Genomic DNA, 15,391 nt, shown 5'->3' with positions numbered 1-15,391 from the left:
CAAGGGAACCAATGGATACCGTACACCTCGGGAATTTCGGCACAGTCGGGTATCACACTAAGCGGGAAAAAGTGTCTGGATCTATAGGGTCAATCCAGAGGGTTATGTACATTTCTCACACCACCAGCCATTCGGGCCATTGCCTCTATCTCCCCCGCAGTGAGGACACGAACCAGGCTTGATAGAGGAGTACCATTGGCGTTGTGTGTCGCTCATGGGTTGCTGACTGGCAACTAGGCTGGTCTGTTTCTGGGGTGTGCTGCTTGCATTTGCGCCACCTCGCATGCTGGCGTAGGAATACCGTGTAGATGCTTCTGCCCTTTCTGCTCTTGCTATTCGTTTCACCCGAGATCTGATGCAAACCTCGCGATAGCAGTAGCCGTCAGCATCAAGGCGTTGGTGCTGTAGCTGGCAATTACGGCACGCGGTTGGCGTAGATCGTGGATACTGCCCCCCGTTGCTGGTCTTGTCGCTGTCTTGCGCTGCCTGTGCGGCATAGTCCCGTGCTCTCAGGGCGGCGCGTTCCTGTTCAGCCAATCTCATCTGAGCCGTAATCGCCGCTTGGTGCTCGCGTTGCATCCTTTGCTTTGCCTCATACTGCCGCCGCGCTTCCTTCAGTTGTTCTTGTTTTAGTTGCCGCTGTCTGGCTTTCTCCTCTGCCTCTTGCCGTCGCTGTTCGGCAAGCTGCTCCAGGGCGATCAGCGCCGTCTCCTCGCGTGGGTGATAGAGCCAATGCAGACAGTTGGGATTTTCGCTCAGAATCGTCAGCATCAAAGTCGTCGTGTCCATCCCTGCAGGGCAGGACTTATCGAACATCCGGTCGCCAAACTGGCTATAACGAACAGCCAAAACGCCTGTTTTAGGGTGTTTGGCTATAAATCGTCCAAGCCACAGCGGGTACAACCCTACAGGCTCATGTGCGGCAGGAAAGTGTAAGGCAAGGTGGAAGTCTGGCCGCGATACCAACTGAAAGAGCCCTGCCGGGACACCATGGGTCTCTGCTTGCGGAACAAATTGAACGCCTATATCGGCATGGATCTTGGCGACCAGTTCCTGGGCACCATCAAACTGGGTGTAATGGGCTGGGGTATTGAGCTTAACAACACTTCCCAGCTTAGAGCGCAGCATCAACCGCACACTGGTTTCAAAGGCGTAAAGACATTTTTCCTTGCTGTCGCGGTAATGCGCGAAGCAGTGACGGTTGTGCTCACCTTTTCTGGCAACAAGCAATCCTTTACAACTGGGGCAATGACAACCCGCTGCGAGTCCTCGTTCAACATCATCGACCGAGACAATTGCGCCGGTCTCGGTCTTGATTGCGAAGGGTATTTTATTCTGAAAGTCCATCAATCGGTCACCTGAATAACCTCAACCTTCATTTCTGGTAAGCCGCGGAATAGAGTAGCAACGTCCTCTGCTTTATTTTTTCGTTTGTATCCTTTCGCGTCTTCTTCCACGATCATGAGCTTGGTCCCCTTGTCGCTAAATAACTTCACCTTATCGTGCTACACCATGCCGAAGGCTTTGAGGTATAGGACATTCCCATCTGATGGCAAAGCCTGACATGACCTTGTGATTGTGAGAGCAACCGAAGTTAAGCTGCACTTCGGCAACATACTCGGAGATCCCTCTTTGCTGCATACGTGGTACAGACAGCACAATCTTTTTCACCACACTGTGATTAACTCAGTATATGTCGCCTGTATACTCATGCCGATACTGGTTACATACACATGTCGCATTTTGGAGCACATATGACCCCCAAAGAGCTTACTTGGGATCAGAGCCTGCGCTTTCGCCTGCTAGAGATCGTGTTGCAATGGGAAGGACGGCTGACCACCAATCACCTCTGCACCGCCTTCAACATTGGCCGCCAGCAAGCATCGAAGGATATCAACCGCTATATCAGAGAAGTCTCCCCGGAAGGGCTGGAGTACGATCGCAATCTCAAGGGTTACAAACCCACCACTCAGTTCCACCCCCGCTTTAGCGAAGGTAAGGTGGATGAGTACCTGATGCTGCTACATAAGGAGAAACAGCACCAACGCCAGCATGAGGCCGAGGGGGGGATCCTGCCACTGATGGATCTGCGCTACGGCCATATCGAAATCCTGGATGTGCCGAATCGCCATATCGACCCCCAGATTGTCCGAGGTCTGGTACAAGCTGCTCGCGGCCAGCTGCGTGTCGATGTCGATTACGTGTCGCTCAGCTCAGCGGAGCAGAGTGGCCGCAACATTGTGCCGCATACCCTGGTCTATGACGGGATCCGCTGGCACGTGCGCGCTTACTGCGAGAAGAAAGGGGTGTATCTGGATTTTGTGATGAGCCGGTTTCGTGGGGCACCAGAGCTGCTGGATGCCTCCCCTCATGGCCGGGATCAGGATCTCGAGTGGAACACCCAGGTCACTGCGGTGGTCATCCCCAATCCAACCCTCAGCGAAGGACAACAGGCCATTATTGCCAACGACTATGCCATGGCAGATGGCAAGCTGCTGCTCAACCAGCGCATTCCACTGATGCACTATGCGCTGGAGCGTATGCAAGTGAGCTACAACGGCGATCACGAACAGCATCCGCTACTCTACCCGCTAGTGCTGGCAAACCGGGATGAGCTGGTGGCCAAGGGTTGCATCTTCAAGCTTAGGAGCCCGGATTTGCGCGAGAGTTAAGGGATTTAAAAAAAGGGAATGCAGGAAAAGAGGCATGACCCTCTCCAGCAACAAAGCCCCGTATATATCCAACCCCTAGAGGAGTGCTCTTTCTACGCAGCGTTGTCACAACTGATGGATGCACCGGCTCAGTTTGTCTCTGGTGACTTGCCAACTGAATAAGAAGGAAGCGGCCATCTGGCCGCTTCCTTCTATGTTCTTTTTTTAGCTTTTCCTGACGGTTAATGGCATCTTGCCAAACCAGTGCTCTGACAGCTTCTGAGCCTGTTTAACTTCCACTTTAGTCATCTCTACTCTAATTGAACGTTAACGGACTCTGACTCAACTTCGGTGGGGGCTAGTAACACGTTACCAATATTTGTTTATCTCGCTGCGCAGTGCTTCTGCAGTTTCATGTCCGCTTTCAGAGGCCAATGCCCGCCCTGCGATAAAGGCCTTGGCACGGATCCCTTCAAACAAATGGATGTCTTCCGGCACGATACCGCCGGTGATCGACAGCTCCAGCCCCAGTTCGGAAAGCGCCCTCATCTTGCTCAAATCTGCCTGCGTCCAGCTGACTCCAGCCAGCTCAGCATCCCGCGAACGGTGATAGATAGCCTGAGTGATCCCCATATCGGCCCACTGCTTGGCATCATCAAGAGTCCAGTTACCGTAAATCTCGATCTGGATCTCCCCGCCAAACTCATCCGCGACTTTCTTGCAAGCAGCTATGGTGGCGACGTGCGCTGCGGCCGATACCGTGATCCAGTCAGCCCCGGCCGAGAAGGCCATGCGTGCCAGAATGGCGCCACCATCGGTAGTTTTCATATCGCACACGATGATGTGATTAGGGTGGCGCTCCCGCATGGTGCGTACCGCAGACATGCCTTCCGCGAAGGCCAGAATCGTGCCGACCTCGATGACCTCAACATAACCGGCGACGCGCTCGGCAATATCCACGGCGGTAGCAAGGTCGGTGGAATCCAGAGCAATCTGTAACATTGGCTTGGTCATAATATATTTCCTTAATTTAAAATATTGACAGGATTCATTGCCCCATTGATTTAAAGTCGATAAGAGGCCGTAACCTGACGTCACTAAAATAAATAGATGGGTAATTTAAATAACGTGCCAGCCAATTAACGCTGGCCATAATAGGCATTTTCACCATGTTTTCTGAAATAGTGTTTGTCAGACAACTCCTGCGCAATATGTATGGCCGGATTCAACGCTCTGGTTGCCAGCGCCATGGTGGCGACCTCTTCCAGCACCAGCGCATTGTGCACCGCATCCAGCGCACTCTTGCCCCAGCAGAAGGGGGCATGGCCGGTGATGACTACGCCAGGCAAGGCCTGCGGATCCAGATCCCGACGATGAAACTCTTCGACGATGACCTTGCCGGTGTTTTTCTCATAATCAACGCGGATTTCATCTTCAGTCAGCGAACGAGTGCAGGGAATATCCCCATAAAAATAATCGGCGTGTGTCGTTCCCAATGCAGGAATATCCATACCCGCTTGTGCCCAAATAGTGCCATGACGGGAATGGGTGTGCACAATACCGGAAATACCCTTGAATGCGTTATATAAAACCAGATGGGTTGCGGTATCACTGGATGGGGATAAATGCCCTTCGACGATCTGGCCTTTCAGATCAACGACCACAATATCGTCAACGGTCATATTATCGTAAGAGACCCCGGATGGCTTGATTGCCACGACACCCAGGCTGCGATCAATCTGGGAAACGTTGCCCCATGTCAGGGTAACCAGACCATATCGGGGCAACAGCAGGTTGGCCTCCAGTACCGCCTCTTTCAATGACTTGTACATTCCGTTCTCCTGGGCCCATTGCGGGGCCACGTTGGGTGTCTCAGGCCACTTGAGCCAGCGCCTGGTCAATGACGTTGAATACATCTGCCGTGCTCTGGCATGCTCTCAGCTTGTCGAGATTGATCCCGCTCTCGCTATTTTCATCCTCCAGCACCTGAGTGACCTCCATCAGCCCCTCCATGTGCTCATCCGAGGTGCTGCCCGCCAGCGTTACCAGCACGTCCACCAGCTCATCTTCCCCTTCAAACTTCACCGGTGTGGTCAGGATGACCAGTGCGAACGCCGTGCGATTGACCCCATCTTCCGGCCTCGCATGGGGCATCGCGAACTGGGGGGCAATCACGATATAGGGCCCCATCTTTTCAATGCTGCCGATGATCGCATCGTGGTAGCGAGGCTCCACTGCACCCGAGCGGATCAGCATGTCAGTGCCCAGTTTGATGGCGCTGCGCCAGTCGGTGGCGGCCGCGTTGAGCAATACAGAGTTGTTTTCCATCAGAGATTGTTTGAATTTCATCTTGTTCTCCTTGCCCGCTGCCGAGTGCAGCGAGGTTCATCGGCTTAATTTGCAAAGTTGTTCTTGATGATGCCCAGCAGTTCATCACCAAACGAATTGGGGTTGAGCATGTTCTGTACGCCCAGCACGAATTTGCCATCACCGGGGCTCATCTCTCCAGCCAGATGCTTGGAGGAGACGATAATGTCGGTGGTCTGAAGCTTGGTTTTGTAATCGGCCACGGCACAGGAGTCCATGACATGGGGCACACCACGCTGCTCGAGAAACTTGCCGATCTTCATCTTCATCATCATGGATGAGCCTTGGCCGTTGCCGCATACCGCCAGGATCCGCACCGCATTTCCCCCTTTGGCACTCTCGGCTTGCAAGGCAGGCACATCGCTCTCATCCTCTTCCGCGATGGCACCCGGGACAGCCATATCCTCTTCCATGCGCAGGGAGCGGGAAGCGAAGTACATATAGAGCCCGGCCCCCGCCAGCAACACCAAAAAGAACAGGGAAGAGAACGAGAGACCCTGCATGATCACCGGGAATACCAGCGCCCAGTCCGCCATGCCCATCCAGCCATTGAAGCTGGTGCCATTGACCGCAAACAGATGGATAGCCCAGGCAGAACCCAGCACCTCGATGATCCCCATCACGAAACAGATCTTCATCACGGCGCGCCAGCCGCCAAAGTGGTTGGCGAACACCCCAATGGTGGCGTTGGAGAAGAACATGGGAATGAAGCCTGGGATAATCATGATGGGCGCCTGGAATGCCAGCAGGGTGAGCACCGCGAGGAACTGACCGATGGCACCCCACATGAAGCCAAAGACCATGGCATTTGGTGAGTAGGCGTAGATGGCAGCGCAATCGATTGCCAATACGGCGTTAGGAATAACACGCTCGGAGATCCCCTTGAAGGCCTCGGAGAGCTCGGCGACGAACATGCGCACCCCCACCACGATGACCTGAATCGCGACCGCAAACTTGAGACCGGTCTCTAGAATGTAAATTGACCAGTGGGTCTGACCCGCCATCTGTTGCAGATTATCGAGGCCAAACGAGAGCAGGATGATGCCGAAGAAGATGGTCATCACGATGGCGGTGGCCGTGATGCTGTCGTGGAAGATGTGCAGCCATTTTGGCAGTTTCAGATGGTCAACGCTCTCCTCCTTGTTACCCAGTCTCGGCGCCACCTTGGTCGCAATCCAGGATGCGACCTGTTGCTGGTGACCAATGGAGAAACCCGCCCCACCGGTCACTTCCTGGGTTGGCTTGAACATTATGTTCGAGGAGATACCCCAATAGAGCGCCATGATAACGGCGGAATAGAGAATGGTTTCCCACATTGAGGCGCCAATCACCATATAGAAGACCGCGATCAGACCAACCTGCTGAAACATGATATGGCCGGTCAGCATGATGGTGCGGATCCCGGTATAGCGCCGCAGCAACACCAGCAGAATATTGAGAGCAAGCGCCAGCAATACGGCATAACCGACCCAGGAGTAGTTCTCTCCCATGGTCTCCATGGTGGCCATCATGGTGGTGTAGGGGTCTATCACTGAACCGGTGAGATGATGATATTCCGCAATCTTGTCCACCACTGGCTTGAAGCCGGCCACCAGCGTACTGGCGCCAACCTGCACCAGCATGAAACCAACGATGGTCTTCACGGTGCCCTTGACGACAGTCGTGCCATCCTGCTTGAGCAACAGGTAGCCAATACAGGTCACCAGCCCCAACAGCAGGGGTGCCTTGGTCATCACCTGACTGTAAAAGATGTAAAAAGCGTTGTAGAGGGTTTCCATATTTATGCTCCGTCCAGATGAGGACAACTCATTGCTATTGGATTGGTGCGGACATCTCACCATTCATATGGGCATTGCTTTACCTGACGCCCCGCGAGCAGATTCAACTGTCACCACTCACTGCGGAATCTAAAATAATCATATATGGTCACCAAATGATTTATTGTGATGAAGATCTAGGTCGGGAGAATCTCTTTTTTCCATCCTCCGGATGTGAAATTTCGGTTAAAAGAGCACGACTAGCCGCATAAAAGGATTCAAAAAAAACCAACCATGAACCAAAAAACAATAACCCGCATAAATACAAAGACTTAAAAACACACTCATTTCTGGATTGTGATATCCCGCAATTAATCTCACAAAACAATCACGACAATCATTGATAATCACAAACAGCAATAATATAGTCACAATAAATCAAAACGAATCACTGGCTCGCAACCATGCAAGCCATGTCATCACCCGATGAATCACCACTGCGTGAACCATCCAAACCAGAAAAGGTATGTCAGATGAGCAAGATTGAAGAAATCACCCGTGAATCGTGGATCCTCAGCACCTTCCCCGAGTGGGGCACCTGGCTGAATGAAGAGATTGAGCAGGAAGAGGTCAAACCGAACACCTTCGCCATGTGGTGGCTGGGTTGCACCGGTATCTGGCTGAAGTCCGCCGGCAATACCAACATCTCCATCGACTTCTGGTGCGGCACGGGTAAAAGAACCCATGGCAATCCCTATATGAACAAGCAGCACCAGATGATGCGGATGGGGGGCGTGCGCAAGCTGCAACCCAACCTGAGAACCTCACCGTTCGTGCTCGATCCCTTCGGGATCAAGCAGATAGACGCGGTGCTCGCCACCCATGATCATGCCGACCATATCGACGTCAATGTGGCAGCAGCCGTGCAACAAAACTGTGGTGAGCATGTGAAGTTCATCGGTCCCAAGGCCTGTGTCGACCTCTGGCTGCGCTGGGGAGTGCCTGCTGAGCGCTGTGTGGTGGCGCGTGTAGGGGACGAGATCCCTGTGGGTGATATCGTGATTCAGGTGCTCGATGCATTTGATCGTACCGCGCTGGTCACCCTGCCGGCGGGGGTCTCATCCACCGACAAGAGCATCCTAGATGGCATGGACGATCGGGCGGTGAACTATCTGGTCAAGACATCCGGTGGCAACCTCTACCACTCGGGTGACTCCCACTACTCCAACTACTACGCCAAGCACGGCAATGACTACCAGATCGATGTGGCGCTGCTCTCTTATGGCGAGAACCCGCGCGGCGTGACCGACAAGATGACCTCATCAGACATCTTGCGGGCCGGGGAGTCCCTCAATACCAAGGTGGTGATCCCGTTCCACCACGATATCTGGGCCAACTTCCAAAGCGATCCCCGCGAGATCGAAGTGCTCTGGAACATGAAAAAAGAGCGCCTCGGCTATCGCTTCAGCCCTTTCTTCTGGCAAGTCGGTGGCAAGTACACCTTCCCGACTGATCAGAGCAAGCTGCACTACCAGCACCCGCGCGGGTTTGATGACATCTTCATCGACGAGCCGGAGCTGCCTTACAAGTCCTTCCTGTAAGCACACGTAGGGTAATACAAGGGATGGTGATTGATATGGGCCAGCAAGGCGTCATCTCAATCACCCCCTCTACTACCCACCCCATCACCAGTTAACAAGAAGAGCAGATGATGCGCTATCTAGCCCTGGCCCTCGACCTCGATGGCACCACCCTGACCAATGCTCACACCATCATGCCGGCCGTCAAGGAGGCCATCATGAGGATCAAGGAGCAGGCCACAGTCATGCTGGTCACCGGCAGACATCACACGGCCGCCCACCCCTATCACCACGAGCTGGGCCTGACCACCCCCATCATCTGCTGCAACGGAACCTACGTTTACGACTACGACCGACGGTCTGTTCTAGCTGACAACGCCATTCCTCATGAGCTGGCACAACGCTTCATCACGCTGGCAACCGAGCACCAACTCAACCTTGTCATGTATGTCACTGACCGCATGGTCTACTCCTCCCGGCAGCCGGTGCGCTACATGACCGCCCTGCAGCAATGGGCTAACGGCTTTGCGCCGCAGCTCCAGCCGCAGGTGGCCTGTGTTCACTCGTTTGAAGAGGAACTGGCAAACAGCACCCATGTCTGGAAGTTCGTGGCAGAGGGGGATATCGCCGCCATTCAGGCTTTCTCAAACCACCCCTGGGTTCGCGAGCACTTCAGTGGCGAGCAGTCCTGGTCCAACCGGGTTGATTTTGCCCGCAGCGGCAACAACAAGGGGGCGCGACTGCAGGAATACCTTGAGCAGCAAGGGATCAACCCTGCACGGCTGGTCGCCATCGGCGACAACCACAACGACACCTCCATGCTCTGCCTCGCGGGGATGGGCATCGCCATGGCCAATGCCGAGCCAGAGGTCAAGCTGATAGCCGACCGGGTCACCCGAGAGAGCAACGACGAGGGCGGGATCCTCGAGGTCTTGAACACCTATTTCCCTATCTGAATGCAGGAGCTTGTATGCATAACTTTGACCATGCCTTTCGCCTCGGCCTTTATGAAAAAGCGATGCCCTCCAAACTGGAGTGGAAAGAGAAAATTCTGTCGGCCAAGGAGCTTGGCTTCGATTTCATCGAAATATCCATTGATGAGTCAGATGAAAAACTGCAGCGGCTGGATTGGTCAGATGCCGAGATCTATCAGCTCAGACACCTGTGCGAGCAGCATAGCTTCCCGCTGCACTCCATGTGCCTGAGCGCCCACCGCCGCTTTCCGTTTGGTTCGCACGATCCGGCCATCCGCGAGCGGGCAGCGATCATCATGCAAAAAGCTATCAATCTGGCGTACAAACTCGGCATTCGCTGCATCCAGCTGGCGGGTTATGACGTCTATTACGAGCCCCAGAGCGAAGAGACCCACCACCATTTCGTTGCAGGGATGAAAGCGGCGGCCAGAATGGCAGAGCGGGCAGGCATCATGCTGGGCGTGGAGATCATGGATACCCCCTACCTCAACTCCCTGAGCAAATTTGAAGTGCTGAAAAAGCAAATCCCCTCCCCCTACTTTATGGCCTACCCGGATGTCGGCAATATCAGCGGCTGGAACTATGACACCTGCACCGAGCTGCACTTGAGTGCTGACCATATCGTGCAGATCCACCTCAAAGACACCCGCAAGGTATCGGACAGTTGCAAAGGACAATTCCGTGATCTGGTCATTGGAGAGGGAGAGGTCGACTTTGCCGCCATTTTCAACACGCTGGCAAAAATGGGTTACAACGGGCCATTGGTACTGGAGATGTGGGCCAAGGATGCACAGTGGGCCAGCAACCTGAAAACGGCCAAAGCGCGACTGATCGAGCTGGGCCAGCAAGCCGGTCTGGCACTAGCCTGATATCGCATCACCAGAAGAGTAGACAAGAGAGCTGTCATTCAAACTTATGCGCGATATAATCACCACCCAATCAGATTCAATCATCATCAGGCATGATATGACAGAAGCACATCGCCATAACGCCATTTTGGAATTGCTCAATCAGAAACGTCATCTGTCGGTCAACAGCATAATGCAAGCCTTTGATATTTCTCCGGCCACTGCTCGCCGCGATATCAACAAGCTCAATAACTCCGGCAAACTGCACAAGGTGCGCAACGGGGCCGAAGCATTGATGCAGGCAAGAAAAGCCCACTGGTCTCCCCTCGACAGCAACGAAAGCCTCAATCACAGCGAAAAGGTGCGCATCGCCCAGGCTGCTGCTGCCCTGATCAAACCGGGCGAAAGCGCGGTCATCAACTGTGGCTCCACCGCCTTCGTTCTCGGTCAGGAGATCTGCGGGCAGGATGTTCAAGTCATCACCAACTACTTCCCGCTCGCCAACTACCTTATCGAGAATGACCATGACGGCGTGGTCATCATCGGTGGTCAATACAACAAGTCGCAATCCATCACGCTGGCACCACAGGACGAGGTCTCCTCCCTCTATGCCGGACACTGGATGTTTACCAGCGGCAAGGGCGTGTCCGCAGACGGTCTCTACAAGATGGATATGCTGACCGCCATGGCGGAGCAGAAGATGCTCAACCATGTCGGTCGACTGGTGGTACTGGCCGACTGCAGCAAGGTAGGACAACGGGCAGGCATGCTGTTTTGCGCCGCAAGCAAGATCGACATTCTGATCACCGGCAAAGATGCCGATAAAGCGGTCATAGAGCAGCTCAAAGCCAAGGATGTGCAGGTCATTCTGGTCTAAAGCATTAGGCGCTGGGGGCGCTTTACCAGCGACCCCTTTCCCGCCCACTCTATAAAAATATATTTAATTATCATGGCATTACTAGGAAAAACATATCCAATCCATCCAAACAGTATATTACTACTGCGCACATCCAGTGGTATCTTGAGTTGCATATACTCTTCTCAAGGAGAGCTGAAAATCTGTAAGCGCTCACCGGGGGCGGGTTGACACGCAAAATACGATGTGAATCGCCCCGGGTTTTCTAGACACTCTGTTGTTGAACATTGAACTGCTTTTCAAACTCTACCGGCGACAGCCCATCATTGGAACCATGGCGCCTGATTGGGTTGTAAAACATCTCGATATAATCAAATACGTCGCTGCGGGCTTCGTCTCTTGTCGGGTAAATCCTGCGCTTTATCCGCTCCCGTTTGAGTAACTGAAAGAGGCTCTTGGCGACAGCATTGTCGTGGCAGTTACCACGTCGGCTCATACTGCAATTCAGGTTGTGGGCCTTCAGAAAGTCCTGCCATTCACCACCGGTAAACTGGCTGCCCTGATCCGAATGCACCAGTACCGGCTGCGTTGGCTTACGTCGCCAAACCGCCATCAATAACGCATCAACCGCCAAGTCTGCCGTCATGCGTGGCTTCATGGCCCAGCCGATGATCTGGCGAGAAAACAGATCTAGCACTATAGCCAGATATAGCCACCCTTCTTGAGTTCGGATGTAAGTAATGTCGGTCACCCAGGAGATGTTCGGGGCTGGGGCCTTAAACTGACGAGCCAGTATGTTCGGAGCTGCCTGCGGGCTCTTACCCCCATAATGCCCCTTACGGCGCTGATAGCCGGTTTGCGAACGCAGTCCTTCTCGCCTCATGAATTTTGCCACACGGTGCTTGCCGCAGACTTCCCCCAAGTCACGAAGGTCACGATGGATCTTGCGATAACCATAGACAGCACCACTTTCCAGCCAGGATTGCTTGACCAACCCCGTTAGTCGTTCGTCCTCATGCTGTCGTGGCGATGTAGGCTGTTTCTGCCACGCGTAGAAGCCACTTCGGTTAACCCCCAGGTAACGACACTGTACCGGTCGAGTCGGGAGGTTATGAACGCGTACCTTTCCTTGACTCGCTGGCTTCGTCCCCGGCGCCCTCCTTTAATATGTTGCGCTCCTCGGTGACTTGGCGCAGTTCGGCTTTCAGACGGCGGATCTCGGCTTGCAAGGCTAACTCTTCGTGCTGCTGGTCAGCGGGCTTACCGTACTGCTTGAGCCATGCATACAGGCTGTGGCTGGATACCCCGATGGCTCGTGCAACGTCAGCCACCGGCCGCCCGCGCTCGGTGATTTGTTTAACCGCTTCGATTTTGAGTGTTTCTGGATAACGCTGACGGGTCATAACACCTCCAATAGTTGCCTCATTTTGAGGCTGTGAGGTGTCTAGGGAACTGGGGGCGATTCAGTTTCGAGTGGACCAGATGATACGGGCATGGGATAGCTGCGCCCAAAACGCGAGGTAAGCCTCAAAACAGGGAGGATCATGGGATAAAACGCAGTATTGGGGAAGGAATGAGACCGATGCATGGAATAATGAAAATTTAAAATGTGGACATGTCACTCATGATGACGGTCAGACCAACTTGATCGCACTCTCCTTAGCACACCGTTTCGGCCATAGCCAGAGAGAAGACTGCTGATGGTGGGCATAGTCCGAAATGAGCAGTACACAGTACAGGTAGTAGGGAGGGTTGCCTCCTTGCTCGTTCGCTCGAAGCAACCCAAATCCCATTACATGCTGGAGAAGACGTTCATGACCACTCCGCCCGAGATAATCAGTATCATCGCCAGAATAGCGGGCAGATCCGGTTTTTGCTTGTAGAGAATCATGGAGCAGATAGTTACCCCCACGATGCCAAAGCCACACCACAGTGAATAGGCGACACCAACCGGAATCGTGCTCATTGCACGTGTTAGTGCGAAATAACACAGGCTATAGGCACAGACTACTAGTACTGATGGAGCTAGCTTGCTAAATCCATTGGTTTTTTTGATCATTGATGTTCCGGTAATTTCAGCGCCGATAGAAAGCGCCAGCCATAAAAACCCAAGATTAAACATATGTCAAACACCCTATATTAATTGGCTATTTTTATTTGATTAAATAGATGACTCACCTGAAGAGTCTTCACTTTCTTCGCTACCCATTTTTGAAAACAGATTCATTATAACAATGCCACTAGCAATAATTGCCATGCCGATAATAGCTGCTGTATCTGGGTGCTGTCCGTAAAATACCATGCCAGAAGTAGACAAAACCAAAATTCCGGTGCCAGACCAAGTAGCGTAAGCAAGTCCAACCGGGATATATTTTACCGCTCGAGATAGCGAGTAGTAACAGGTACAATACAACAGTACGAGCAGGCCAAGTAGCATCATCTTGGTATTACCTTCACTGCTGCCGAACATTTTCAAGGTCGACGTTGCTGAGGTTTCTGAAATAATAACCAACAGCATCCATAACCAACATTTTGTTTTTGAAGACATAAGTTAAAACTCCGGGATTGTTATTTAAGGTAAGATTTTTTCTTTTGTTTTATTTTTCAAATACTCGATCGCGGCATCGGTCAGCTGCGCTTCGGGTGCACTGGCAAGCTGTGGATTTATCTCTACATCGCTGACAGTGAGATAACGCCGGGTTACGCTCGTGGTGCTTGCCAGCACTAGAGCTGCGTCGTTACCCGATACCAGCTTCTCCAGCAGCTCATTTATGTTGCACAAGGTGACGCCAATCTCACTCAGGCGGGTCAGGGCAGCATGCATATGACCTGCGTAAGCTGAATTTGGATGCGCCCCCTGCAGCTGGTTCAGTTCGCTGGCCGGATCGCAGTGATAGCGCAGCGCGAACACTGGTAATCCCGTCAACAAGGCATCATGCACACGCTGGGCAACGGGACTGCGGAGCGTGCCGCTTAGCAGGTCCATCGCCAGCGGGTAGTCGAGAAATGGCAGCACCAGCGCACGATACGGTGTTTGCGGCAGGGCTTGTTGCCAAACGCTGGTCGCCACAGCTTCACCCAGTAGTTTCCACTGCATTTCATCCTCAATGCCGTCCGCCAGCGCAAGATGCAGGCGATGTCCGCATCCAGCTAGGCGGCTTCGAATTGCCTCCCGATATCCCTTAGTGGCTGTAACCATCACCAGCAGCGGTGGCTGCAGGCGCTGGAGCATGTGTTCGACCAGGCGTTCAATCTGTTCGTCGGTCATAGCGGTTCTCCGTTAACCGATCAGCATGACCTGCGCGCCGTTTTTCAATCCAGCGGCGTTTGCTTCTTCGGTATCGATATGAAATTCCAAGGCGAAATCGTCACGTACCCGCACCAACACCCCATTGAAAGCCAGCTGGCGCTCGCCGTTGCTGCGCACGCTCACTTTCTGGCCGTTGGTCACATTCAGCTGACGGGCATCTTGCGGCGACATGTGGATATGTCGCCAAGCGCAGATCACCTGGGAGCGTAATTCAACGTGGCCTGCCGGACCGATGAGCAGTGCACTGCCCGCATTTTCCAGTTGGCCGGATTCGCGTACCGGTGCCTTAACCCCGAGGGTGAAGCAGTCGGCGCGGGAGATCTCCAGCTGTGAAACCGACCGGGTCGGGCCGAGCACGCGAACACGGGTCAGCGAGCCTTTGGGGCCGACCACGGTGACGCACTCCTCGGCGGCAAACTGGCCCGGTTGGCGCAGCGGTTTGAGTGGCGTCAAGGAGTAGCCCTTGCCGAACAGCACGTCGATATCCTGCTGCGCCAGATGTACATGACGGTTGGAGATACCGACCGGAATTGCCGGTGACGCTAGGCTCAGGCGGCTGGCAATTTCTTGATGTAGCTGGGGGTCGATCATGCCTTCTTCCCTCTCCTTGCCACGGCGTTTTTATCTTCCGCCAGATCCAGAGCGGACTGCGTGACCTGTGGGGTGACTGGTTCGGCATCTGCACTGTTTTTCGGTGACAGGGTCGGGGCTGCGCTCGTTTCGGCAGTCATGTCCACGTTGGTGTTTGCTTGCGTGCGCGGCGGGTGGCCTTTGAGATTGCTGAGCGCCTCCACCGCGCTTGGCTCCGGACGGGCAATCACCAGTGAATGGACCTGCTTGTCGATCGTGGCTGCAACCGCGACCCCACGCTCGATGGCGGTGCGAATGGCGCTGATCTCCCCTTCAAAGCAGACACTCACCAGCCCAGACCCCACCTTGCGATAGCCAATGCAGGTCACTTCTGCGGCTTTACAGGCGGCGTCCACGACCTGAATGGCAGCGACCAATCCTCGAGTTTCAATTACGCCCAAACTTTTCATCGTTGACT

General features: G+C 53.8%; 15 protein-coding genes and 1 pseudogene. 5 read left to right on the top strand and 11 right to left on the bottom strand.

Translation table 11 applies throughout. From position 1 onward, the window contains the following. Positions 1–102 precede the first annotated feature (102 nt). Positions 103–1,347 carry a hypothetical protein gene (locus WJM78_RS03885; protein ID WP_339013805.1) on the bottom strand — a complete coding sequence of 415 codons (1,245 nt, stop codon included), beginning with the start codon at positions 1,345–1,347 and terminating at the stop codon, positions 103–105. A 407-nt stretch (positions 1,348–1,754) separates the two neighbouring features. Here WJM78_RS03885 and WJM78_RS03880 point away from each other — a divergent pair, with 407 nt between their 5' ends. Then, positions 1,755–2,672 (top strand): WYL domain-containing protein, encoded by a 918-nt coding sequence (locus tag WJM78_RS03880; RefSeq protein WP_339013803.1) that lies wholly within the window; start codon positions 1,755–1,757, stop codon positions 2,670–2,672. A gap of 348 nt (positions 2,673–3,020) precedes the next feature. Here the strand turns inward: WJM78_RS03880 and WJM78_RS03875 are convergent, their stop codons facing one another. From WJM78_RS03875 to WJM78_RS03860, 4 genes are all read right to left on the bottom strand, one after another. After that, complete coding sequence (locus WJM78_RS03875) at positions 3,021–3,665, bottom strand: 3-keto-L-gulonate-6-phosphate decarboxylase UlaD (RefSeq protein WP_339013801.1); 645 nt, start codon at positions 3,663–3,665, stop codon at positions 3,021–3,023. Between the two features lie 125 nt (positions 3,666–3,790). Next, positions 3,791–4,483, bottom strand: a complete 693-nt coding sequence (locus WJM78_RS03870; protein WP_339013798.1) for an L-ribulose-5-phosphate 4-epimerase — start codon at positions 4,481–4,483, stop codon at positions 3,791–3,793. A gap of 40 nt (positions 4,484–4,523) precedes the next feature. Then, a complete protein-coding gene (locus WJM78_RS03865) occupies positions 4,524–5,000 on the bottom strand; it encodes a PTS sugar transporter subunit IIA (protein WP_339013795.1) in 477 nt (158 codons plus the stop codon). Between the two features lie 44 nt (positions 5,001–5,044). Continuing rightward, positions 5,045–6,796, bottom strand: a complete 1,752-nt coding sequence (locus WJM78_RS03860) for a PTS ascorbate-specific subunit IIBC (protein ID WP_339013792.1) — start codon at positions 6,794–6,796, stop codon at positions 5,045–5,047. 512 nt (positions 6,797–7,308) lie between these two features. Here WJM78_RS03860 and ulaG point away from each other — a divergent pair. From ulaG to ulaR, 4 genes are all read left to right on the top strand, one after another. Then, complete coding sequence (gene ulaG / locus WJM78_RS03855; protein WP_339013789.1) at positions 7,309–8,376, top strand: L-ascorbate 6-phosphate lactonase; 1,068 nt, start codon at positions 7,309–7,311, stop codon at positions 8,374–8,376. 107 nt (positions 8,377–8,483) lie between these two features. After that, positions 8,484–9,311: a Cof-type HAD-IIB family hydrolase gene (locus WJM78_RS03850; protein WP_339013787.1), complete on the top strand. Its 828-nt coding sequence runs from the start codon at positions 8,484–8,486 to the stop codon at positions 9,309–9,311. Positions 9,312–9,325: 14 nt separating this feature from the next. After that, entirely contained in the window at positions 9,326–10,198 is an 873-nt protein-coding gene (locus WJM78_RS03845; RefSeq protein WP_339013784.1) for an L-ribulose-5-phosphate 3-epimerase, read from the top strand. A gap of 97 nt (positions 10,199–10,295) precedes the next feature. After that, positions 10,296–11,054 carry an HTH-type transcriptional regulator UlaR gene (gene ulaR, locus WJM78_RS03840; RefSeq protein WP_339013782.1) on the top strand — a complete coding sequence of 253 codons (759 nt, stop codon included), beginning with the start codon at positions 10,296–10,298 and terminating at the stop codon, positions 11,052–11,054. Between the two features lie 244 nt (positions 11,055–11,298). Here ulaR and WJM78_RS03835 read toward each other — a convergent pair. The 6 genes and pseudogenes from WJM78_RS03835 to WJM78_RS22770 all read right to left on the bottom strand — a co-directional run bounded on the left by WJM78_RS03835 (position 11,299) and on the right by WJM78_RS22770 (position 15,383). Then, positions 11,299–12,436, bottom strand: a pseudogene (locus WJM78_RS03835) (IS3 family transposase). A 389-nt stretch (positions 12,437–12,825) separates the two neighbouring features. Further along, positions 12,826–13,155: a multidrug efflux SMR transporter gene (locus WJM78_RS03830; protein ID WP_339013779.1), complete on the bottom strand. Its 330-nt coding sequence runs from the start codon at positions 13,153–13,155 to the stop codon at positions 12,826–12,828. Positions 13,156–13,194: 39 nt separating this feature from the next. Continuing rightward, positions 13,195–13,581: a DMT family transporter gene (locus WJM78_RS03825; protein WP_339013776.1), complete on the bottom strand. Its 387-nt coding sequence runs from the start codon at positions 13,579–13,581 to the stop codon at positions 13,195–13,197. Between the two features lie 24 nt (positions 13,582–13,605). Then, on the bottom strand, positions 13,606–14,301 hold the full coding sequence (locus tag WJM78_RS03820) for a hypothetical protein (RefSeq protein WP_339013774.1): 696 nt from the start codon (positions 14,299–14,301) through the stop codon (positions 13,606–13,608). A gap of 12 nt (positions 14,302–14,313) precedes the next feature. After that, positions 14,314–14,934, bottom strand: coding sequence for a phosphate propanoyltransferase (locus WJM78_RS03815; RefSeq protein ID WP_339013771.1), 621 nt, complete (start codon positions 14,932–14,934; stop codon positions 14,314–14,316). Beyond that, a complete protein-coding gene (locus WJM78_RS22770) occupies positions 14,931–15,383 on the bottom strand; it encodes a BMC domain-containing protein (protein WP_422388432.1) in 453 nt (150 codons plus the stop codon). The genes WJM78_RS03815 and WJM78_RS22770 overlap by 4 nt, the downstream gene beginning before the upstream one ends. Positions 15,384–15,391: the final 8 nt, after the last annotated feature.

The sequence above is a fragment of the Aeromonas popoffii genome, from assembly GCF_037818705.1.
GTDB lineage: Bacteria > Pseudomonadota > Gammaproteobacteria > Enterobacterales > Aeromonadaceae > Aeromonas > Aeromonas popoffii.
Note: the sequence above shows the minus strand (reverse complement) of the source record. Positions and strands in the feature narration are given on the sequence as shown.

What these genes read in the sequence shown, in the direction of transcription:
- WJM78_RS03880 (WP_339013803.1), top strand. Translation starts at nt 1,755, where the DNA reads ATGACCCCCAAAGAGCTTACTTGGGATCAGAGCCTGCGCTTTCGCCTG.
- WJM78_RS03865 (WP_339013795.1), bottom strand. Translation starts at nt 5,000, where the DNA reads ATGAAATTCAAACAATCTCTGATGGAAAACAACTCTGTATTGCTCAAC.
- WJM78_RS03875 (WP_339013801.1), bottom strand. Translation starts at nt 3,665, where the DNA reads ATGACCAAGCCAATGTTACAGATTGCTCTGGATTCCACCGACCTTGCT.
- WJM78_RS03870 (WP_339013798.1), bottom strand. Translation starts at nt 4,483, where the DNA reads ATGTACAAGTCATTGAAAGAGGCGGTACTGGAGGCCAACCTGCTGTTG.
- WJM78_RS03850 (WP_339013787.1), top strand. Translation starts at nt 8,484, where the DNA reads ATGATGCGCTATCTAGCCCTGGCCCTCGACCTCGATGGCACCACCCTG.
- WJM78_RS03830 (WP_339013779.1), bottom strand. Translation starts at nt 13,155, where the DNA reads ATGTTTAATCTTGGGTTTTTATGGCTGGCGCTTTCTATCGGCGCTGAA.
- WJM78_RS03860 (WP_339013792.1), bottom strand. Translation starts at nt 6,796, where the DNA reads ATGGAAACCCTCTACAACGCTTTTTACATCTTTTACAGTCAGGTGATG.
- WJM78_RS03815 (WP_339013771.1), bottom strand. Translation starts at nt 14,934, where the DNA reads ATGATCGACCCCCAGCTACATCAAGAAATTGCCAGCCGCCTGAGCCTA.
- WJM78_RS03825 (WP_339013776.1), bottom strand. Translation starts at nt 13,581, where the DNA reads ATGTCTTCAAAAACAAAATGTTGGTTATGGATGCTGTTGGTTATTATT.
- ulaR (WP_339013782.1), top strand. Translation starts at nt 10,296, where the DNA reads ATGACAGAAGCACATCGCCATAACGCCATTTTGGAATTGCTCAATCAG.
- WJM78_RS03845 (WP_339013784.1), top strand. Translation starts at nt 9,326, where the DNA reads ATGCATAACTTTGACCATGCCTTTCGCCTCGGCCTTTATGAAAAAGCG.
- WJM78_RS03820 (WP_339013774.1), bottom strand. Translation starts at nt 14,301, where the DNA reads ATGACCGACGAACAGATTGAACGCCTGGTCGAACACATGCTCCAGCGC.
- WJM78_RS03885 (WP_339013805.1), bottom strand. Translation starts at nt 1,347, where the DNA reads ATGGACTTTCAGAATAAAATACCCTTCGCAATCAAGACCGAGACCGGC.
- ulaG (WP_339013789.1), top strand. Translation starts at nt 7,309, where the DNA reads ATGAGCAAGATTGAAGAAATCACCCGTGAATCGTGGATCCTCAGCACC.
- WJM78_RS22770 (WP_422388432.1), bottom strand. Translation starts at nt 15,383, where the DNA reads ATGAAAAGTTTGGGCGTAATTGAAACTCGAGGATTGGTCGCTGCCATT.